This is a genomic window from Streptomyces sp. CA-243310, assembly GCF_050936775.1.
Classification (GTDB): domain Bacteria; phylum Actinomycetota; class Actinomycetes; order Streptomycetales; family Streptomycetaceae; genus Streptomyces.
In genome coordinates this window covers 433,386-454,223 of sequence record NZ_JBNJMF010000003.1, presented here as the reverse complement: position 1 = coordinate 454,223, position 20,838 = coordinate 433,386, and the positions used below count along the sequence as shown (strand labels likewise).

General features: G+C 72.2%; 17 protein-coding genes. 9 read left to right on the top strand and 8 right to left on the bottom strand.

What is annotated here, in order from left to right; all coding sequences use genetic code 11:
* Nucleotides 1-132: 132 nt before the first annotated feature.
* Nucleotides 133-312 (bottom strand): hypothetical protein, encoded by a 180-nt coding sequence (locus ACQEVM_RS35240; RefSeq protein WP_433086223.1) that lies wholly within the window; start codon nucleotides 310-312, stop codon nucleotides 133-135.
* 164 nt (nucleotides 313-476) lie between these two features.
* Here ACQEVM_RS35240 and ACQEVM_RS35235 point away from each other — a divergent pair, with 164 nt between their 5' ends.
* On the top strand, nucleotides 477-1,709 hold the full coding sequence (locus ACQEVM_RS35235; protein ID WP_433086221.1) for a helix-turn-helix domain-containing protein: 1,233 nt from the start codon (nucleotides 477-479) through the stop codon (nucleotides 1,707-1,709).
* 58 nt (nucleotides 1,710-1,767) lie between these two features.
* Here the strand turns inward: ACQEVM_RS35235 and hisC are convergent, their stop codons facing one another.
* The 5 genes from hisC to aroF all read right to left on the bottom strand — a co-directional run bounded on the left by hisC (nucleotide 1,768) and on the right by aroF (nucleotide 7,967).
* The gene (gene hisC, locus ACQEVM_RS35230) at nucleotides 1,768-2,868 is read right to left on the bottom strand and encodes a histidinol-phosphate transaminase (protein WP_433086219.1); all 1,101 of its coding nucleotides are present in this window, start codon (nucleotides 2,866-2,868) and stop codon (nucleotides 1,768-1,770) included.
* Nucleotides 2,869-2,914: 46 nt separating this feature from the next.
* The gene (locus ACQEVM_RS35225) at nucleotides 2,915-4,105 is read right to left on the bottom strand and encodes an NAD(P)/FAD-dependent oxidoreductase (protein ID WP_433086217.1); all 1,191 of its coding nucleotides are present in this window, start codon (nucleotides 4,103-4,105) and stop codon (nucleotides 2,915-2,917) included.
* 103 nt (nucleotides 4,106-4,208) lie between these two features.
* A complete protein-coding gene (locus ACQEVM_RS35220; RefSeq protein ID WP_433086215.1) occupies nucleotides 4,209-5,771 on the bottom strand; it encodes an isochorismate synthase in 1,563 nt (520 codons plus the stop codon).
* Between the two features lie 2 nt (nucleotides 5,772-5,773).
* Nucleotides 5,774-6,871 carry a phenazine biosynthesis protein gene (locus ACQEVM_RS35215; RefSeq protein WP_433086213.1) on the bottom strand — a complete coding sequence of 366 codons (1,098 nt, stop codon included), beginning with the start codon at nucleotides 6,869-6,871 and terminating at the stop codon, nucleotides 5,774-5,776.
* Nucleotides 6,872-6,896: 25 nt separating this feature from the next.
* Nucleotides 6,897-7,967, bottom strand: coding sequence for a 3-deoxy-7-phosphoheptulonate synthase (aroF, locus tag ACQEVM_RS35210; protein WP_433086211.1), 1,071 nt, complete (start codon nucleotides 7,965-7,967; stop codon nucleotides 6,897-6,899).
* Nucleotides 7,968-8,373: 406 nt separating this feature from the next.
* On the opposite strand from aroF, the gene ACQEVM_RS35205 reads away from it, so the two are divergent.
* The 7 genes from ACQEVM_RS35205 (at nucleotide 8,374) to ACQEVM_RS35175 (ending at nucleotide 17,045) form a co-directional block, all read left to right on the top strand.
* Nucleotides 8,374-9,039 carry a cyclase family protein gene (locus tag ACQEVM_RS35205; RefSeq protein ID WP_234350249.1) on the top strand — a complete coding sequence of 222 codons (666 nt, stop codon included), beginning with the start codon at nucleotides 8,374-8,376 and terminating at the stop codon, nucleotides 9,037-9,039.
* A gap of 157 nt (nucleotides 9,040-9,196) precedes the next feature.
* Nucleotides 9,197-10,543 carry an aldehyde dehydrogenase family protein gene (locus ACQEVM_RS35200; protein WP_433086209.1) on the top strand — a complete coding sequence of 449 codons (1,347 nt, stop codon included), beginning with the start codon at nucleotides 9,197-9,199 and terminating at the stop codon, nucleotides 10,541-10,543.
* A 62-nt stretch (nucleotides 10,544-10,605) separates the two neighbouring features.
* Nucleotides 10,606-11,706, top strand: a complete 1,101-nt coding sequence (locus ACQEVM_RS35195) for a hypothetical protein (protein ID WP_433086958.1) — start codon at nucleotides 10,606-10,608, stop codon at nucleotides 11,704-11,706.
* Between the two features lie 42 nt (nucleotides 11,707-11,748).
* Complete coding sequence (locus ACQEVM_RS35190; RefSeq protein ID WP_433086207.1) at nucleotides 11,749-12,948, top strand: ATP-grasp domain-containing protein; 1,200 nt, start codon at nucleotides 11,749-11,751, stop codon at nucleotides 12,946-12,948.
* 42 nt (nucleotides 12,949-12,990) lie between these two features.
* The gene (locus ACQEVM_RS35185; protein ID WP_433086205.1) at nucleotides 12,991-14,247 is read left to right on the top strand and encodes an ATP-grasp domain-containing protein; all 1,257 of its coding nucleotides are present in this window, start codon (nucleotides 12,991-12,993) and stop codon (nucleotides 14,245-14,247) included.
* 53 nt (nucleotides 14,248-14,300) lie between these two features.
* A complete protein-coding gene (locus tag ACQEVM_RS35180; RefSeq protein WP_433086203.1) occupies nucleotides 14,301-15,566 on the top strand; it encodes an MFS transporter in 1,266 nt (421 codons plus the stop codon).
* Nucleotides 15,567-15,668: 102 nt separating this feature from the next.
* On the top strand, nucleotides 15,669-17,045 hold the full coding sequence (locus tag ACQEVM_RS35175) for a hypothetical protein (protein WP_433086201.1): 1,377 nt from the start codon (nucleotides 15,669-15,671) through the stop codon (nucleotides 17,043-17,045).
* 100 nt (nucleotides 17,046-17,145) lie between these two features.
* Here ACQEVM_RS35175 and ACQEVM_RS35170 read toward each other — a convergent pair whose 3' ends face one another.
* Nucleotides 17,146-18,510, bottom strand: a complete 1,365-nt coding sequence (locus ACQEVM_RS35170) for an FAD-binding oxidoreductase (RefSeq protein WP_433086199.1) — start codon at nucleotides 18,508-18,510, stop codon at nucleotides 17,146-17,148.
* A 40-nt stretch (nucleotides 18,511-18,550) separates the two neighbouring features.
* Nucleotides 18,551-19,528 (bottom strand): ArsR family transcriptional regulator, encoded by a 978-nt coding sequence (locus ACQEVM_RS35165; protein ID WP_433086956.1) that lies wholly within the window; start codon nucleotides 19,526-19,528, stop codon nucleotides 18,551-18,553.
* 82 nt (nucleotides 19,529-19,610) lie between these two features.
* Here ACQEVM_RS35165 and ACQEVM_RS35160 point away from each other — a divergent pair, with 82 nt between their 5' ends.
* Nucleotides 19,611-20,837, top strand: a complete 1,227-nt coding sequence (locus tag ACQEVM_RS35160; protein ID WP_433086197.1) for an MFS transporter — start codon at nucleotides 19,611-19,613, stop codon at nucleotides 20,835-20,837.
* Nucleotide 20,838 lies beyond the last annotated feature (1 nt).

Below are 20,838 nucleotides of genomic sequence, written 5' to 3'. Positions count from 1 at the left end.
TGACCGGCGCGGCGGGAGTCGAGCGGCGGGGCGCGGCTTCGGCGTACGGACGTACGACCGCCCCGCTCCCGCGACCCCGACCGCGACCCCGACCGCGGCCCCCACCTCGGCGGATGCGGGCGGGGGGCGGGATCAGGAGGGAGTCCGGTCGGACCGGTCGGTGGGATCGGTGGGGGCGGTATCGCGGTTCCGGTTGCGGACCGAGGCCCGGACCTTCTTGGCTGTGTACCCGAGCCCCGCCACGAGGAGGGCGGCGAGGGTGTTGCCGAGTACGTCGTGGCCCAGGAACGCGTAGAGCGTGGACAGGGTCATGGTGGTCTCCCCCGGTGGTTCGGCTGGTGCGGTGACGAGGGAGAGATTCGCCGTGAACGGGAGGCTGCCGGCCGGGCGGGGGACGTCACACCTGGTGGGAGGGGGGCCCGGGCTGGACTGCGGGTGGTCATGGCTGGACAGGGTGGTCAAGGGAGGGGGGTGCGATGTCGCCGCGAAGGGAGATCCCGGAGGGGACGCCGGCGGGTGATCTGGCCGTGTTCCTCGTCGGGTTGACGCGGGGTGCGACGGTGCGCGCGCTGGCGGAGCGGTTCGGCCGGAGCAGTTCGACGTGGGGGAACTACCTCAACGGGTCCCAACTGATTCCGAGACCGTTGCTGGGCAGGCTCGTCGAGGCGTACACGCCGCCGGGGTCGGCGCGGAACGTGAAGGCGGTCCGGGCGAGCGAGCTGTGGAGCGCGGCGGATCGGGAACGTCGCGCCGGGCCGGCCGCCGTTCATCCGCTGCCCACCGTGCGCCGTGACGAGGCGTTGTGGCAGGTCGTGAAGTATCAGGGTCTGGCGGCGAACGCGGAGAAGCACCTGGCGGAGCTGCGGCCGATGCTCGCGTACACGCAGAGCCGGCTGGAGAACGCACGGATGCGCTTGAAGGTGGTGGGCGATCGGGAGCGAGTACGGGTCGAACACCAGCTCGTTCAGGCGAAGGAGCGGCTGGGCCGGGTGCGGGTCCAGCAGGAGCGTGCGAGGAACCGCAGGCTGACGGCGGAGGAGCAGCAGCAGTTCTGGACGACGGAGGCGTTGACCGCGCAGGAGGAGATCAACCGTCTGGAGCGTGAGGCGCGCAGCCTCGTCGTTCCGGTGGGTCCGTCCGACGCGGACGGGCGGTCGCCGAGCGGTGCCGATGCCACGGAGGGCGACGATGAAGCGGACGAGACGACCTTCGACGTCCGGCTGGAGCACATCGTCGCCGAGGGCTTGGAGGACGAGGCGGTGATCGAGGCCGACATCCGCTTCGAGTCCGAGGTCGCGGTCGTCGGAGCCGCTGTCCCGCCCGTGTCCAATGTCCCGTTGGACAGGGCGGGTGTCGATGGCGGCGGCTCGCGTCCGATACGTCCGGCCTTGCCGTACCGGGCGCTCCGCACGATCGGCGGGGCGCTGGGTCAACCCCTGGTGAAGGCGCGTCTCCACGTCATCGCCGCTCTCCTGTGCCTGGGGGTCGTCGTCATCATGTACGGGGCGGCCGAGGGGGTGGAGAGCGAGCGCGGCTGGTCCGGAGTGGTCCTCGCCACCCTGTTCGGCCTCCCGTTCCTGTACGGGGTCCTCAGGTTCGGCGCGGTGCCCGTGCGGGCGGCCCGGGTCGCGGCCGTCGTCCTGCATCTCGCGTGGGCGGTGGTGTTGCTCCTGGACGCCCTGCCGTGGCCGATGCTCACCCGTCGGTGAGACGGGCGCCGAAACCGAGGCTGTCCGAGCCCGCCGGCGGCGCACCGCCCGGCGCGGCTCAGGCCCGCGCGGTCGGCGGGTTCTCGGATGTCGGCGGGTTCCCGAATCCGGCGGCGGCCGTGAGGAAGGCGTCGTTCTCCTCGGGGGAGCCGATGGAGACGCGGGCGCCTTCGCCCGCGAAGGCGCGGATCGCCACGCCCGCCTCCGCGCAGTGGCGCCCGAAGTCCAGGGTCCGTTCGCCGAGGGGGAGCCACACGAAGTTGGCCTCGCTCGGGGGGACGGGCAGGCCCAGGGCCCGCAGGGCCTCGCGCACCCGTTCGCGTTCCCGGGTGGTGGTCTCCACCCGGGCCATCAGTTCGGCCTCGGAGCGGAGCGCGGCGACGGCGGCTGCCTGCGCGATGCCGTTGACGCTGAAGGGGAGGAACGCCTTGCGGATCGCCTCGATCGTCTCGCGGTGCCCCACCACGTAGCCGATGCGCAGGCCCGCGAGGCCGTACGCCTTGGAGAAGGTGCGCAGGACCACCACGTTGGGCCGGCCGGTGCGGAGCGCGAGGCCGTCGGGGACCTCCCGGTCGCGGACGTACTCGTGGTAGGCCTCGTCGATGACCACCAGGCAGTCGGCGGGTACCCGGTCGAGGAAGGCTTCGAGTTCGGCCGCGTGCACCACGGACCCGGTCGGGTTGTTCGGGTTGCAGACGAAGATCAGGCGGGTCCGGTCGGTGATCGCGGCGGCCATCGCGTCGAGGTCGTGGGCCCCGTCGCGCAGGGGGACCTCGACGGGGGTGGCGCCCGAGAGCCGGGTCAGGATCGGGTAGGCCTCGAAGGAACGCCAGGCGTACATGACTTCGGCGCCGGGTTCGGCGACGGCTTCCAGGAGCATCTGGGAGACGCCGACCGAGCCGCAGCCGACGGCGATCTCGTCCTCGGCGACCCCGAAGCGCGCCGATATCTCGGCGGTCGTCTCGACGCAGTTGTTGTCGGGGTAGCGGTTGACGCCGAGGGCCGCCTCCTCGATGGCCTTGACCACGGCGGGGAGCGGCCCGTACGGCGACTCGTTCGCGGCGAGCGGGTACGTGCGGCCCTCGGGGGAGCGCACCGGCGGACCCGGCTTGAAGTTCACGAGTCGGTCGAGCACCGGGCGGAAGGTGGGTTCGGGCATGTGTGTTCTCTCCTTGTGGTGGTCGCCGGCCGCTCGGCGCGTGCCGTCAGCCACGTACGGCCTTGCGGAGCGGTACGTCCGGGTCGGCGGCTAGGTCGAGGTCCAGGTGGCCGGCGTCGGTGATGAGGCGGCGGCCCTGCACCAGGTCGCGGGGGCGGTCGACGGTCAGGATGGCCTCCAGCCGGTTCCCGGTCAGCCACAGCACCGTCCAGGCGGGGCTGTCGGGCGAGCCGCGGAAGAGCATCCGTTCCGCCGCCGGGTGGTGGCCCGCGTACTGGACCATGCGTCCGAACTGCTCCGACCAGAAATAGGGCACGGTGTCGTGGGCGGCGTCGTGGCCCAGGAGCGTCGCGGCGGCGGTCTCGGGGGCGTTGAGGGCGGCGTCCCAGTGCTCGACGAGCAGCCGGCGGTCGTAGCGCCCCGACCACCAGGCGGCGCAGTCGCCGACCGCGACGACCTCGGGCCGGGAGGTCCGCAGTGCGGCGTCGACGAGGACACCGCGCCCGACCTGGATGCCGGAGCCGTGGAGCCAGTCGACGTCGGGGCGTACGCCGATGCCGGTGACGACCACGTCGGCGGCCAGGAACTCGCCGTGGTCGAGGGTCAGTCCGCCGTGGTCGACGGAGGCGACGCGCACGCCGCACCGCAGGTCGATGCCGGCCTCGGCGTACCAATCGGCGGTCAGCGCGCCGAGTTCCGGCCCGAGGGCCTCGGACAGCGGCGCGGCGGCTGCCTCGAGGACCGTGACCCGGCAGCCCTTCGCGGCGGCGGCGGTCGCGACCTCGGCGCCGATCCAACCGGCGCCGACGACGGCCACGCGCGCGCCTTCGACGAGTTCGGTGCGCAGTGCCAGGGCGTCGTCCCGGGTCCGTACGACGTGCTGGGGGCCGTCGCCCGGCAGCCGGACGGGGCTCGCGCCCGTCGCGAGGACCAGGGCGTCGAACTCCAGCGGGCCGCCGGTGGTCTCCAGGATCCCGCCGGGTCGGTCGGCGTGCGGTCGCAGGGCCTCGGCGCGGCGGCCGAGGAGCAGGGTGCAGCGGAGCTTGTCCCAGTCGGTGGGGAAGGCCGTGTCGTCGGTCTCCCCCGCCAGGACGGCCTTCGACAGCGGGGGCCGGTCGTAGGGGGCGTGGGTCTCGGCGCCGACGAGGGTGAGGTCACCCTCGTAGCCCCGGGCGCGCAGCGCTTCGGCGGTGCGCAGGCCGGCGAGGCCGCCGCCGACGACGATCACATGGCGCATGGTCGGACCTTCGGTTCTCGGGCGGTGGTGCCGGCGGCCGCGAGGGCGGTCGTCGGGGGTCCCGGCCGGATGCCCGGCCGGGACGTGGGGCGGGGTGTCGGGTTCACTCGATGTCGAGGGCGTGCCGCATGGGGCGCAGCTTGGCGCAGGTCTCCGCGTACTCGGCCTCGGGGTCGGAGTCGGCGACCAGTCCGCAGCCCGCGTACAGGGAGGCGGTGGGGCCGTCGAGCAGGGCGGAGCGGATGGCGACCGCGAACTGGCCCTGGCCGGTGCGGTCGGCCCAGCCGACGGCTCCCGCGTACCAGCTGCGGTCGAGTCCCTCGTTGTCGTCGAGCCAGGTCAGGGCCGCCTCTCGGGGGTGACCGCCGAGGGCCGGGGTGGGGTGGAGGCGTTCGACGAAGTCGAGGATGCCGGCCGGGGAGTCCTCGGCGAGCCGGCCGTGGACCTTGGTGGACAGGTGTTGGACGTTGGCGAGTTTGACCACGCGGGGCGGGGTCTCGGCGTCGACGTCGGCGCAGGAGTCGCCGAGCGCGTCGCGGAGCATCTGGACGACCACGTCGTGCTCGTGCTGGATCTTGGGGCTGTCGACGAGTTCGCGTTCGTGGACCTCGTCCTGTTCGGGCGTGGCGCCGCGCGGGGTGGTGCCGGCCAGGCCGAGCGCGTGCACGGTGCGGTCCTCGACCCGTACGAGGTATTCGGGGGTGGCGCCGAGGAAGGTGCATCCGTCGTGGTCGACGGCGAAGACGGTGGTGCCGGGGTTGGCCGCGCGCAGCCTGCGCACGGCGTCCGGTACGTCGAAGGCCGTGGACGCGGTGACGCGCAACTCGCGTGCCAGGACCACCTTCTCGAACCCGCCGGCACGGATGCGGCCGGTCGCGCGGCGGACGAGTTCCTTCCAGTCCTCGGCGGCCGGCAGCTCGACGGCGGTGTGGGCACGGCCGGCCGGGGCGGTGGGCAGGTCCCGGGCGGGCTCGGGTTCCCACAGCAGGCAGGTGTCGGCGAGGGCGGCGAGTTCCTTGGCCCGCTGCTCGGGGTCGTCGTCGGGCGACAGGGCCGCGTTGAGCCGCAGTTCGGCGCGGGTGGGGCCGTCGGCGGCGCCGCGGGCGGGCGCCAGGCTGCGGATCTGTAGCGCGGGCACCCACACCAGGGCGTCCGGGAGACGGCTGCCCCGCGGGCCGGCGGCGGCGAAGGCGAAGCCGCCGATGGCGAGCGGGCCTTCGCCCGATGCCGTGGAGCGGTCGGCGGCGCCGCCGCAGACCGGGTCGCGGACGAGTTCCGTCCAGCCGGCGCGGACGGCCGCCACCCGGTCGGCGCCGTGTCCGTCGAGGTCGTGGGCGCTGCCGAAGGCGACGACGGAGCCGCCGTCCCAGGCGGACTGCCACAGCAGCGAGCGCGTCGTGAGGAGGCGGGCCCGCTGCCACGTGTCGACGGCGGAGCCGAGGGACAGGGGCTTGGCCCAACTGGCGAGCGTGAGGCGCCCGGTGTGGCGGGCGCGGTCGGAGGCGAGCCGTAACGTGGCGAGCAGGCTGTCCAGGTCGCGGTGGTCGAGGGCGCGCTCGTACGGCGCGGCTTCGACCGGCGGGGCGAGCGCCGGCGTGGCAGCCGGGTCGGTGAGGCTGTCCGGCACGGTGAGGGACTGCGGCGCGGTCAGGGAGGGTGTCGCCATGCTCAGTACACCCCTTCGATGGCGGTCGGGCCGCCTTCGACGGTGAGCGGCTGGACGTCGGCCAGGCCGTCCTGGGGGTACTTCGACGTCGGGGTGACGCGGAGCACGGAGTCGCGCTCCAGGGTCCACGGCAGCAGCAGGTCGCGGGAGACGAGGCTGATCCGGGCCTGGCCGCGTTCGCCGTAGCCGACCTGGGTGTCGGTGTTCTCGGGGTCGACGACCGTCACGCGGCTGAACGGGTGGAACGGCACGAAGACGCAGCGTTCCTCGTCGGGTTCGCCGGTGCGGGGCCGCTGCGGGGCGATGCCCATCATGGTGTTGCCGTACAGCCCGACGACGGTGGCCTGCGGGAAGAGTTCCTCCTCGAAGACGCTGAGGGTCTCGGGGCTGACGCTGGTGCCGGCCCAGATGATGCCGCGCACCTTGTCCTGGACGAGGTCGAGCAGTTTCTCGTCGGCGGCGATGGCCTCCAGTACCGGCGGGGTGGCGAAGAGCACGGAGACGGGCTGGGTGGCCAGGATGTCGTGGGCCTGCGCCAGGATGTGCTTGACGTAGCGGCCCGCCTCCTCGGCGCGCCCCTGCTTCACGCTGCTCTTGACCCAGCGCGGGTCGAAGTCGATGTAGTGGCAGAAGGTGCCGCGCTGTTGGGCCAGCAGGCCGACGGAGCGTCCGACGATGTGCGGTCCGGTGGGGCCGATGTGGAGCCAGTGGCCGTCGCCCTCGCCGGGCATGCCGTGGTCGGCGAGGACCTCGCTGACCCACAGGACGCCGTTGCGGCGGGACCGGGACTCGACGATGCGCTTGGGGCGGCCGGTGGTGCCGCCGCTGTCGAACACCTGGAAGTCCCAGCCCTGTCGGCCGATTCCGGCCGGGACGAGCGCGTCGACGGGTATGTCCCGCCATTCCTCGCTGACGTCGGGGAAGAGGGCGAGGTCCTCCCAGGTCCTGATGTCCGTCAGCGGGTCGAAGTCCAGCGCCGCGGCGCGCTTCACCCAGTACGGGGAGCCGGTCGCGGGAGAGAAGTGCCATTGCATGGCGGCGCGGATGAACTCGTCCGGCGCGAGATCGGCGGTGAAGGGCTCGACGGTGTCGTCCAACATGTTCTTGTCTCCAGGAGGGGGCGGGTCAGACCGAGGCGAGGGAGTGCGCCCGCGTGGGCGCCATCGTCCGGCCGACGGCTTCCACGACGGGCGTGAGCCGGGTCATGACGTCGGCGAACTGTTCACCACTGAGCGCCTGGGCTCCGTCGCACATCGCGTTGCGCGCGTCCGTGTGCACGTCGATGATCAGGCCGTCGGCGCCGCAGGCCGCCGCGGCCAGGGACATCGGCGCGACCAGGTGGGGCTTTCCGGTGCTGTGGCTGGGGTCGACGATCACCGGCAGGTGGGTGAGCCGCTTCGCCTCGGCCACGGCGCTGAGGTCCAGGGTGAACCGGGTGCTGCGGTCGTAGCTGCGGATGCCGCGCTCGCACAGGACGACGTCGCCGTTGCCCACGTGCAGCAGGTACTCGGCCGCGAGCAGCCACTCCTCGATGGTGGCGGACATGCCGCGCTTGAGGAGGACGGGCCGCCCGGAGGCGCCGGCCTCGCGGAGCAGCTCGAAGTTCTGCATGTTGCGGGTGCCGATCTGGAGCATGTCGCTCTCCTCGGCGACGAACTCGACGTCCTTCGGCGTGACCACCTCGGTGACGACGGGGAGGCCGGTGCGCTTGCGCTGCTCCGCGAGGAGGGTCAGTCCCGCGAGTCCCAGCCCCTGGAAGCTGTAGGGGGAAGTACGCGGTTTGAACGCGCCGCCGCGGAGCATGACCGCGCCGCTTCCGACGACGGTGTCGACGGCCGCATTCATCTGCGTCACGTTTTCGACCGCGCACGGGCCGGCGATGACGACGAATTCCGGCCCTCCGAAGACGGCACTCGTGAGGGCGCCCACCCGTACGTGGCTATTTTCCGGCCGGAAGACCCTGCTGGTCAGTCGCTGCACGCCCGGGACCACGACGACGCGCTCCACGGCCGGCAAGTTTTCGACAATTGAAATCAATTCGGAAGTTCCGGTTCCCTCACTGATGAGCATGGAGGATTCCATTACCGAACTCTCCATGGCGGACAATCCATGGGCGTGAAGTATTTCCTTCACGGATTCGATCTCTTCACGCGTTGCGTGCGGACGCAATACCACAATCACGATGACGCCTTCCATGGGATCAATCGCCGGGATTTCGCACTTCAGATTGCGGCGAGGCTAGCGCACAGATATTTGGACGAGCAACCCGCTAAAAATGGAGCCCGCTCCTCCGTAACTTGTTTCAGGACAGCGGGCGTTCATGGCCGGAAACGTTCGTAGACAACGGGGTTGGGGCCCACACAAATGGAAGCGTCAAATCCATAAAGAAGTGCCTGGCAGGCTGTAGTCCGGCCCCTTCCGCTGTGGTAGAAAGTCATGCCGCGGTGAAGGCGACAGCACATCCGGGACTTTCCCCTTTGGTCACTTAAGCGACATGGCTCACCGCCATTGCCTCGCCGACCGCTGTGCTAGCTTCCGCAATGTTCCCGCGAGAGCGGGAGCCGAGATGTACGCCGCTTGATCAATGGAGTAGATCGTGAAGATGATTGACATTAGCCAGGGCTGGCACGAGGGCATGCCCTCCTACGACGCCCCCTGGTACCCGAAATTCGGGATCCGTCGGGCCATGACCCCGGAGACGGACCCGGCCAAGGGCGGGCGGACATTCTCGGATCTGCAGATTTTCCCGCACAACGGGACACACGTGGAGTCGGGCTACCACTTCTTCGAGGACCGCGAGAAGATCGACGAGGTCCCCCTGGAGACCTTCGTCGGCCGCGCGTGCGTGGCCGATCTGTCGCACAAGCGGGATCTGGATCCGGTCACCGGCGAGGACCTGGAGGAGGCGCTGCGCGACGTGTGGCAGCCCGGCGACCGGCTGCTCATCCGCACCGACCACCCGAACCGCTACCTGGGCCGCGAGGACTACTGGGACAAGCCCCCGTACCTCACCCTGTCGTCGGCCGACTGGATGGTCGACAACGGCGCGACCCTCGTCGGCATGGACTGCATCACCGAGCGTCCCGACGACCGCAGCGGTCAGGTGCACCGCCGTCTGCTGGCCGCGGGCATCCCGATCCTGGAGAACATCCAGAGCCTCGACCAGATCACCAACCCGATCGTCCAGTTGATGGCGCTTCCGATCAAGGTCGCCGGTGTGGAGGCCGCCCCGTCGCGTGCCGTGGTCTTCGACGGATGGCAGTTCTGAGGCTCCCGAAGCCCCGAAACAGCCCGTACGCGCAGGGAGTTCGCATGACCGGCGGGTCCACGGCCACCGCCCCCACCGGGGCCGGGGCCGTGGGCTGCCCCCCGGGCGATCCGGACGGCCGGTCTCGCCCGGCCCGTACCCGAGGAGTTGGTCTGACATGACGCTCGCCATACCCGTGCTCCGGGACGGACGGGAGCGGACCTCCCGGGACACCCGCGTCCTGAACGGCGTCGACGGCGTCCCGCTCGCCACGGTCCACGAGGCGCCCGCCCTGGTGACGAGGTTGACCGTGAAGGCCATGCGCCGGGCTCCGCGCATGGCACCGGACGAACGCCTGGCGGTGCTCGCCAAGGCCGGTGCCCTCTTCGGCTCGGCCACGCTGGGCGGAGTGGCGCCCGAGGAGTACTGCCGGGTCCAGGCACTGGCCTCCGGTGTCCCCGTCGACGTGGCCCGGCGGACGCTCGGCCGCATCGGCGACGACTGCGCGCGGCTCGGCGAGGTCGTCGACCGGCAGGCGCCGGTCGGGGCCGGTCGCACCGCCCGGTGGGTACGCCGCGGCTCCGTCTTCGGCGTCGTGGCCCCCAGCAACCACCCGGCCACGCACGGCGCGTGGCTCCAGGCGCTCGCCATGGGCTACAAGGTCCTGGTGCGCCCCGGGGCACGCGACCCGTTCACCCCGCTGCGGCTGGTGCGGGCGCTGTTGGAGGCCGGTCTGGAGCCGGGTTGGATCAGCCTGCTGCCCGGCCCCCACGCCGCCGCCGACACCCTGGTGGAGACCGCCGACCTTTCGTTGGTCTACGGCAGCGAGTCCACCGTGGCCCGGCTGCGCGGCAACGACCGGGTACTGGTGCGCGGCCCCGGCCGCAGCAAGATCCTCGTGGACGGTCCGCTCGACGAGGCGACCCTGGACCACCTCGTGGCCGAGATCTCGGCGGACGGCGGCGTGCGCTGCACGAACACCACCGCCGTCCTCACGTCGGGTGATCACCGGGCACTGGCCGAGGCCCTCGCGGAGCGGCTTGCCGCGCTCCCGGCCCACCCCGTCACCGACGACCGGGCGGTCCTGCCCGTACGCCCGCGGCGGGAGGGCGAAGGCCTGCGGGCGGCCCTCGACCTGGCCGCGGCGGGCGCGCCGGACCTGGTCGCCCGCCACCACGAGGACGGTCCGCTGCCGCTCGTCGCCGCGGACGCGGTGGCGCTGCGTCCCGCCGTGATGTGCGTGGACCGCTCCGACCATCCGGGGCTGGCGACCGAACTCCCCTTCCCCTGCGTGTGGGTGGCCCCCTGGCGGCGCTCGGAGGGGGTGGGCCCGCTGGACGATTCGCTGGCCCTGACTCTGCTCACCGACGACTCCGCGCTCGTCGCCGAGGCCCTGGAGTCCCCCGGTGTCCGCACCGTGCTGCACGGCAGGGTCCCCGGCTGGTGGAAGGACCCGTTCCTGCCGCACGACGGGTATCTGGGGCAGTTCCTCAAAGAGGCCCGCGGTTTCGCCGCGCCGTCCTGACACCCGCGGGCCCGGCGCCCGGCCTTCCCCACGGCAATTCCGAACGTTCTGAGGTGACCGACATGTTTGCTGCCTGCCCTGACATCCCCATCGTGGTGCTTCCCGCGAACAACCTGGTGCGGGCCGCCGCCCGACCCGCCGAGCGGGTCGAGACGGCCCTGACCGCCGCGATCGAGCAGCTGACGCACCTGCACGCCGCGCTGCTCGACCCGCAGGGGGCGAGCCCGGCCGCGAAGGCGGCCATGGACGCGGCGGTGGAGAGGGTCCACCGGCTCGCCGCCGAGGCCCGCGTCGCGCCCATGGACGCCGCGGCGCTGACGCCGATCGTCCCCAACCACGAGTACTTCGGGGTCAGGACGGCGCCGATCGACGACGCCCGACTCGTCTCCGAGGTGACGACGATCGTCGCCCGGGCGCTCACCGACCTGCGCGTGGCCCGGCTCGACCTCAACGACCAGGCCGCCGTGGTCCTGTCGATGGTCCGGATCCTGCGCGGTCTGCTCGCGGCCGACGGCGCCCCCGCCGCGCCGTCCGCGACCGGCGAGGACGCGGCGGAGGTCGGCGCCCCGTACGCCGTGGGCTCGGACGAGCTGACCCGGTGGGTCATCACCCACCACTTCTACTTCGTCCTGAACCTCGCGGCGGCGGACGCCGTCTCGCGGGCGATCACCGCCCTGAAGGCGCTGGACCGCGACACGGCGCTCGCCGCCGTGGAGGAGGCCATCGTGCTCGTGCGCGGTTTCACCGCGGCGATGCTGCACTCCGGGGACATGTCGGCGGCCTGCTACGGCGCCGTGGTCCGGCCCACGATGGCCGCGCCCGCCTGCCCGGTCGCGCTCACCGGCCGTACGCAGCCCGAACACAAGGCCTTCCGCAAGGCCATGCGGAACCTGATCAAGGTGTCCGCGGAGCCGTTCGCGAAGCTGGCCGCGGCCGATCCGGAACTGGCCGCCGCGCGCGACGCCCTGCTGGAGGCCGACCTCCAGGACATCGAGAAGCACGTCATCATCACCGCCAAGCTCGTCGGCGACGACCGCTCGATCGTGCAGGGCGAGGACTCCGAGAGCGCCATCGCCGTGCTGCGCACGATGCGGCACGGCCGCGCGGAGTCGTACCGCGACCTGATGCGGTTCGGCGACACGGTCACCCTCATCGGGGGCTGACGCATGGCTCCCACGACACCGCTCCCCCTGGAAGGTTCCGAGATGGCTCCGCGCATCGCCCTGCTGGGCGGCCGACCGAGTGTGTTGAAGTCCGCGTCCGACCTCGGTTGCGAGGTGGTGCTGATCCAGACCCCGGGCGTGTACGACCCGGAGGCCGCCGCCGCGTTCTGCGTACAGGTCGTCGACACTCCGCTCGTCGACCAGGAGGCGGCGGTCGCCGCCGGTCGCAAGGTGTTCGCCGAGCAGCCGGTGGTGCGGTTCTTCTCGCCCGCCGAGCTGGGTCTGGTCGCCGCCGCCCGGTTGAACGAGGAGTTCGGCCTCGGCGGCAACTCGGTGAGGACCGTCCGGCTGCTCAAGGACAAGGCCGCGATGCGCGAGCGGCTGGCCGAGGTGGGTCTCTCCCCCGTCCGCTTCCGTGTCGTGGAGAGCGAGGCGGAGCTGCTGGAGTTCGTCACCGAACTCGCGGGCCCGGTGATGATCAAGCCGCTGGACTACGGCGGCAGCCGCGACGTCCACCGGGTCGACGGGCCCGCCCGGGTTCCGGAGATCTGGCGGAGGGTCGAGGCGGTCGGGCGCGGTCGCATGCTGGCCGAGGAGTTCCTGTCCGGTCACGAGGTCAGCGTCGAGGGCTTCTCGCAGGACGGTGTCCACACGGTCGTCGCGGTGACGGACAAGCTGCTCGGCGAGGGCGGATCCGGCTTCATCGAGGCGGGTCACTCCGTCCCGGCCCGGGTGGACGAGGCGACCCGGCAGGGGATCGTGGACCTGACGGGACGACTGCTCGACGCGGTCGGCCTGGTCGAAGGGCCCTCGCACACCGAGATCATGATCACCGACGCGGGTCTGCGGATCATCGAGTCGCACAACCGGGCGGGCGGCGACAACATCCCCGAACTGGTGCGCCTGGCCTACGGCGTGGACCTGGTCCGGGCCGCGGTGGCGGTGCCGCTCGGCCTGGAGGCGTGGGAGCCCGAGGTCCCCGAGGCCACCGCGGGCGCGGCGATCCGCTTCCTGCTCGCCGAGCCGGGCGTCGTGACCGACGTCGAGGCGCCGACCGAGGTGGAGGAGGGCGTCACCCTCGCCGTCCAGGCCGTGCCCGGGACCGTGGTGCCCCCGCTCACCTGGTCCGTGGACCGGGTCTGCGGCCATGTGATCGCCGTCGGCGCCGATGCCGCCGAGGCCGTCGCCCGCTGCGAGAAGACGGTCGCCGCCATCGAGATCAGGACCAGGCCGGTCGGCTGACGCGGCTCCGTCACACGTCCACATCCACAGCTGAGGTAAGTAATGAGTGGTGACACCGTTCCCCGTACGGTCGTGATCGTCGACGCGTACGCGAGCGCACGCTGCCTGGCGCCGCTGTTCCGGGCCCGGGGCTACGCCTGCGTCCACGTGCAGAGCACCCCCACGATCCCGCCCGCGTACGAACGGAGCTTCCGGCCGGAGGACTTCGTCGTCAACATCGTCCACGACGGGAACGTCTCCCGGACGGCCGCGGCCATCGCCGCGCACGCCCCCAAGGCGCTGGTGCCCGGCGTGGAGCGGGCGGTCGTCCTCGCCGACCGGCTGAGCGAGGAGCTCGGCCTGCCGGGCAACGGGACCGCGCTGAGCGCGGCCCGCCGCGACAAGTACCGCATGATCGAGACGGTCAGGGAGGCCGGAGTCCCCGGCACCGACCAGGTGCTGGCCGCCGACCTGGACACCCTGTTGCGGTGGTACGAGAAGGCCGACGCCCGTGTGGTGCTCAAGCCGGTGAGCAGCGCGGGCAGCGACGGCGTCCACTTCTGCGACACCGTCGAGGAGGTGCGGGCCGCGTTCGACGCGCTGCTCGGCAGCACGAGCGCGCTGGACCAGGACAATCACGCGGTGCTGGCGCAGGAGTACCTCGTCGGCAGCGAGTACATCGTGAACACGGTGAGCCTGGACGGCCGGCACTACGTCAGCGACATCTGGAAGATGCACCACCTCAGCGCGAACGGCGTGCGCGACCTGCCGGCCGGCGCCGAGCTGATGACACGTCACGGGGTCGAGCAGGAACAGCTGGTGGAGCACACCCTGCTGGTGCTCGACGCCCTGGGCATCCGCAACGGCCCGGCGCACACCGAGCTGAAGCTGACGCCCCGGGGCCCGCGGCTGGTCGAGACGGGCACCCGCGTCTGCGGAGCCGACGTGCACGTACCGGTCGAGGCGGCCATCGGCGAGAGCCAGTTGGACTGGACCGTCGACGCCTGCGTCGATCCCGAGCGGTTCGCGCGGCGGTGGGAGAGCGGCTACGAGGTGAACCGGCACGCCCGGGTCGTCAACATGGTCTCGCCGGCCGAGGGGGAGCTCGTCGGCTATCCCCGAATGGCAGAACTGCGGGCGCTGGAGAGCTTCCACGACGTGCTGTTCCGCGTCACCCCCGGCAATCCCGTCTTCCGGTCCGTCGACGACTGGACGTTCCCGCTGCGGGTGTACCTGCTGCACGAGACCGCGAGCACCGTGGCCCGTGACGCGCTGACCGCTCGGTACATGGACGGGGACGGCTTCTACGACATCACCTGAGACGTCTCGGCCGGCGGTCCCCTCCCGCCACAGCACCCCACGTTTGGAGATCCATGTCCTTCCTGCGCCCTCGGTTTCCCGGTGAGCGCGCCCTGGCCGCCGGGATCGCGATCGACGCGACCGGCAACGGGATGTACGTCCCGTTCAGCCTGGTGTTCTTCCTCCACGTCACCGGACTGCCGCTGGCGCTGATCGGCCTGGTGCTCACCGTCACCGGGCTGATCGGCATCGCCGCGCTGCCGGTGGCGGGCATCGCCGTCGACCGCTTCGGCGCGCGGAGGGTGCAACTCTTCCTGTACGTCCTGCGCGGGCTCAGTTTCGCGTGCTTCCCGCTCGCCCACTCGCTGCCCGCCTTCGCCGCGGTGGCGATGGTGGCCGCGATCGGCACCCGGGCCTTCCCCGCCGCCCTGCAGGCCAGGATCGGGGAACTCGTCGACGGCGAGAACCGGGACCGGATGCAGGCGCTCAGCCGCAGCCTCGGCAACGCCGGGCTGGGCATCGGCACCCTGATCGCGTCGCTGCTCATCGCCACGTCGGGGGACTCCGGTTACATCGCCGCCGCTTTCCTGAACGCGGCGAGCTTCCTCGTCGCGGCGGTGTTGGCCGCGCGTACGCCGATCACCGTGCCGGCCGCCCGGTCCCGGGCCGACAAGAGCGGCGGGTACCGGCTGGTGGCCAAGGACCGCCCGTTCCTGACGCTGACCCTCGCGAACCTGCTGGTGGCGTTCGGATACACCTCGCTCAGCGTGCTGTTGCCCGTCTACGCCGTCGACTGGCTGCACCTGCCCCAGGGGCTCACCGGTGTCGCGTTCGTCGTCAACACCGCGCTCTGTGCCACCGTTTCCGTACCGGTCGCCGCCTTCGCCCGGCGCCGGTTCACGACCCGTACCCGGGCGGCGGCGGCCGGGGCGGCGCTGTTCGGGACCGGTTTCATCGGGCAGATCGTGCTCGGCACGCTGCGCCCGGAGAACGTGCAGGTGCTGTTGGCCGGGCTGCTGGCGGCCGTGATCGTCATGACGGTGGGCGAGATGGTGCACAGCACCTTCTCGGGCGCGCTGGCCCAGGCCGCGGCGCCGGAGGCACTGCGCGGGCGGTACCTCGCCGGGTACCAGTTGTCCTGGTCCCTGGCGTACGCCCTCGCGCCGACCCTGTTCACGGCCCTGATCACCCTCGACGGCCGGCTGCCCTGGGTGCTGGTCGCGTCCACGACCCTGCTGGGCGCCGGATTGCTCCTGCGCGTCGAGCGCTCCCTGCGTCCGGACGTCGTCGCCTTTCCCGCGCCGCCCGTCGAGAGCAAGGCGGCCACGGCGAGCCGCTGAACGCCGCGGCGGCCCCGGAGCCGGCACGGCCGATCGGCGCACGCCGGTCGTCACCTGACAACCAATCGACCCACATCGCACAGAAGTCAGAAAGAGGTTCGCATGGATCGCGTCGCCTTGACCGAGGAGTACCTGGCCGAGCTGGCCGGCGGCAACCTGAAGACGAGCGAGCTGTTGGGAGGACTGCCGCAGAACAAGATCCTCAACAGCGACAAGCCCAACGGCATGGGCCAGTGGCTCTCGCGGCCCCTGTTCCTCGGCCGCGACGAGCACACCCGGCTCGCGGGTGACCTGGACAACCTGCTGAACGCCCTGTCGAGTCTCCCCGACCGCCTCTTCGGCGGGGACTTCGCGGCGTTCGCGAGCGCGGGCGGCCTGAACGAGGTGCAGGTCGCCGCCGTCATGCGCAACCGCGGCACGCGGATGACCCGCCAGACCCGGGCGGACCTGATCTGCGACGAGGCAGGCTTCAAGCTGCTGGAGTTGAACATCGGCAGCGCGGTCGGCGGCATGGACAACGTGGACGTGTGCCGTGAGCTGCTCGCGCACCCGGTGCTCGCGGAGTTCGCCGAACGGCACGGGCTCACCTTCATGGACTCGCTGCGCGAGCAGGTCAACAACATCCTGGTGGAGAGCGGGTTCGCCCCGGGGGACCGACCGGTGGTCGCCCTGACGGAGTGGCCGAGCGTCTTCGAGGACGAGATCCCGTACATGACGCAGCTGTGCGAGCGCTGGGGCGAACTGGGCCTGGACGCCTCCCCCTGTCACCTGGGGCAGTTGGAGGTGCGCGACGGTCGGGTGTGGCTCGGCGGGAAGCCGGTGGACATCATCGTGCGCACGTTCCTGATCCGGGACCTGCTGACTCCCGGGGCGGAGGAGCTCACCGCGCCGGTGTTCGACGCGGCGAACCGGGGCGAGGTCAAGATCTTCACCCCGCTGGACACCACGGCGTACGCCAGCAAGGGCGCCCTCGCGATGCTGTCGGACGAGGAGAACCGCGGGCTGTTCAGCGCCGAGGAGCTGGCCAGTCTGGACCGCATCCTGCCCTGGACGCGGATGGTCCGGCCGGGTCTGGTGACCCTGGAGAACGGCGAGCGCGTCGACCTCGTCTCCTACGCCGTGGAGCACCAGACGGACCTGGTGCTGAAGCCGACCTCGCTGTCCGGCGGCAAGGGGGTCGTGCTCGGCTGGTCCGACGACCTGACGCCCGAGCAGTGGCGGGAGCAGGTCGCCTTGGCGCTGGAGAGCCCGTACGTCATCCAGCGCAGGATCCGCTCCGTCCTGGAGTCGGTGCCCGTGGACGAGGACGGCACCCTGGGTCGGTTCCGGCCGGTGTGGGGCGTGGTCACGGGGGTCAACGGCTTCACCGGCGCCAGTGTCCGGGCCATCCCGGAAGCCGCCGGGGACGTCGTGGTGAACGTGGTGAACGGGGCGCACGTGGGCGGGGTGCTCCACCAGACGGCAGGGTCCGGCGCCTGACCCTGCCTGCGGGCCCGTCGGCCCCCGACTCCGTGGTGACACGGGGTCGGGGGCCTTCGCATGCGGTGGCGCCGTTCGGTCGGGCCCCGCCCTCGGGGCGTCAGTCGCGGTCGGGGAAGAGGGTGTGCGGGCTGAGCAGGTGGCCGGGATCCAGGGCCGCCTTCACGGAACGCATGACCGCGATGTCCGCGGCGGACCGGGTGAGGTGCAGGTGGCGGGACTTGGCCCGGCCGATCCCGTGTTCGGCGCTGATGCTGCCGCCGGCTGCGGCCACGCGGCCGAGCACGGCCCCGGTGACCGCCTCCTCGTCGTCCGGCGCGACGTCGAGGAGGTTGACGTGCACGTTGCCCTCGGCCAGGTGTCCGAAGAGGTACGGCCTGGCCCGGCCGGCGAGCAGGGCGGGCAGCTCGGCGGCGAACGCGGGGAGATCGGCGAGGGGGACGGTGACGTCCAGTTTCAGCGGGATCCCGGCGGCGTTCAGGGACTCGGTGTGTCGTTCGCGGTAGGCGGCGAGCCGGCGGCTGTCGGAGGCCGTCCGGGCGACGGCCACCTCCCGTGCGGGCGCCTTCTCCAGTACGTCGGCGAGTTCCTCGGCGGGGTCGCGCCGGCCCGCGCACTCGACCAGCAGGTAGACGGGATGGCCGGTTCGGAAGGGGGCCGCCAGTCCGCTCTTGTCCAGGACGAGGGCCAGGCCGTCGGCGGTGAAGAACTCGACCAGTTCGAGGGATTCGAGGCGGCGCAGGTCCGTCAGGAGGGTGACGGCCGCGTCGAGCGAGTCGAGGGCGAGCAGGGCGGTGACCCGTCGGGGCAGGTGCGGGACCAGCGCGAGTCGGGCCCGGGTGATGACGGCCAGGGTGCCCTCGCTGCCGACCAGCAGGCCGGTGAGGTCGTAGCCGGTGTTGTCCTTGGGCAGACCGGCCAGCCGGTCCAGGACGCCGCCGTCGGCGAGGACCGCCTCCAGTCCGACGACGTTGGCGCGCGTGGTGCCGTACCGGACGACGCGTTCGCCGCCCGCGTTGGTGGCGATCATGCCGCCCAGGGTGGCCGAGTCACGGGAGGCCAGGTCGACCCCGAACTCCAGCTCCCGCGAGGCGACGTGCCGCCGCAGCGCGGCGAGCGGGACGCCCGCGCCGACCGTGACCCGGCGCGCGGCCACGTCGATCGGGCCGAGTGCGGTGAGGCGGCGCGACGAGAGGACGACCTCGGTTCCGGAGGGGTCGGGGACCGAGCCGCCGACCAGGCCGGTGTTGCCGCCCTGCGGGACGATCGGGACGCCTGCCGCGTGGCACCGCCGCATCACCTCGGCGACCTGGGCGGTGTCGGCGGGGCGCACCACCAGCCGGGACCGGCCGACCCAGCGGCCGGTGAAGTCGCTCTCGTAGGAGGTGCGCAGCGACGGGTCGGTCAGCACGTGGGCGTCCCCGACCACGGCCGAGAGGTGGGTGGCGAGGGGGTCGGGTTCCATGGGTGGTCGGTCGGTCCTCTCGGTCCTGGGGGCTTGTCGATCAGGTGGGGGCGCCGGCGAGGATGGATTCCGCGACGGTGGTGCGGGCGTAGAGCACCGAGCGGCCGGCCCGGTGGGCGCTGACCAGTCCCGCGTCGCGCAGCGCCGTGAGGTACTGGGACACCCCGGCCGTGGATATGCCGGTGCGGTGGGCCAGTTCGGTGGTGGACGCCGGGGCGTCGAGTTCGGTCAGCAACAGGGTCCGCGAGCGGCCGAGCACGGCGGCGATGGCATCGGTCCGGGCGACGGGCCGGGACTCCCACAGCGGGCCGATCCCCCGGGCGGGGTAGGCGAGTTGGGGTGGGTCGGGCAGTCTCACGCGGGTCAGGACGCGCGGTCCGGCGAAGGCCGAGGGGACCAGCAGCAGACCCGCTCCCGCCGTCTTGCGGGACAGGGTCCGCTGCCGGCGGACCATCCGCAGCCCGTTGTCCACCCAACTCAGCGATACGTGCAGCTCGTTGAAGAGGCGGCCGGCGCCGTGCTCGGCGACCTGCCGGGCGCGGTGGAAGACGTCCGCTTCGAGCACGGTCCGGATGCGGGCCCAGTAGGGGGCGAGCGCCAGTTCCCAGTACGCCTCGATCTCCTCGCAGACGCGCGCCAACTGGGGCCGCGGCTCGGCGTACAGGGCCCGCAACCGGGGCCCGCGCGAGCTCAGGTGCTTCTCCAGGTGGTCGAGGTCCTGGCGGACCAGCTCGTCCGGCTCCTCCCGGATCGCCACCAGTTCCTCCGCGAGGGTGGGCGCCGCGCCGGGGGGCGCGGGGGTGAGGAAGTCGGGGAGGTAGCGCGCGGGCGGGATCAGCTCGGCGAGCCAGCCCCGATCCAGGCCCGCCGCCTCGACGCGTGGCCGCACCTGTTCGACCCAGGGCCCGTGGACGGGGTGGGCGAGGCCGGAGCGCAGCAACCGGAAGCTGGTCACGACCTCCCACATCGGGGAGACGGCGAACCGCATCTGCGCCAGGTCACTTGCCGAGAACGTCAGCTCCGCCACGACAACCACCCCATGGATTCAAGCATTTCTTAATCAATGGCCTTCAGCGTACAGCGGCGGGAGGATCCGGCACATGCTCTCCACCTTCAGTGGGCTGCCCCGCACAGCCTGGATCGTCTTCGCGGGCACGATCGTCAACCGACTCGGTTTCATGGTCACCCCCTTCCTGGTCTACTACCTGGGATCGCGCGGGATCAGCACCTCCGACGTCCCCTACGTGCTGGGGGCCCTGGGGGCCGGCAACCTGGTCGGCCCGCTCCTCGGCGGTTTCCTGGCCGACCGCAGCGGCCGGCGCGCGACGATGGTCATCGGGCTGGTGGGCGTCGCCGCCTCGCACGGCCTGTTGTTCGTCGCCCCGAACCTGCTGAGCCTCATGCTGACGGCCGCGCTCCTGAGCGTCACCGGCAGCCTGGTCGGTCCGGCCGCCTCCGCGCTGGTCGCGGACGCGGTGGACAAGGACCGGCGCCGGGCCGCGTTCTCGCTGGTCCACTGGGCGGTCAACATCGGTACCGCGGGCGCCGGCATGCTCGGCGGGTTCCTGGCCACCAAGGGGTACTGGCTGCTGTTCACGGTGGACGCGGCGACCTCGCTCGTCTACGCGGTGATCGCCGCCACGATGCTGCCCCGGGGAACCGGCCCGAAGGCGGCCGGTCCCAAGGCCGGCGCCGGCGGGGCCGGTTACGGCGTGGTCTACCGGGACCGTCTGATGCGGGGCCTGCTGCCGCTGTTCGCCGTCTCCGTCGCGATCTACTGCCTGATCGAGGCGAGCCTGCCGCTCGCCATCCGCGACGACGGCCTCTCCCCCACCGTCCTCGGCATGATGTTCGCGCTCAACGCCGCGCTGGTCGTCATATTGCAGCCGATCGCGACGGCCGTGCTCGCCGACGTGAAGCCGCTGCCGGTCTACGTCTCGGCCAGCGTCCTGGTCGCCCTCGGCGTCGCGCTGACCGGTGTCGCCGACAGCCCCTGGGCGTACGCCGGTACGGTGGCCCTGTGGTCCCTCGGCGAGGCGTCCCTCGGGGGCCTGCACTCGTCGATCATCCAGAGCATCGCACCGGAGGACGCGCGGGCCCGCTACCAGGGAGCCTTCCAGTGGGCCTGCGGCATCGCCCGGTTCACCGCGCTGACCGCCGGCACCGCGGTCTACGCCCACGCAGGTCCCTCCGTCCTCTGGTGGATCGCCGCCGTGGCGGGTGTGGGCGCCTCACTCACGGTCGGAGCCCTCGGCCCCATGATCAACCGCCGGCACATCGCCATCGAACAGGCCGCCGCGTCGGACTCCGCGCCCGTCGCCGGCTGAA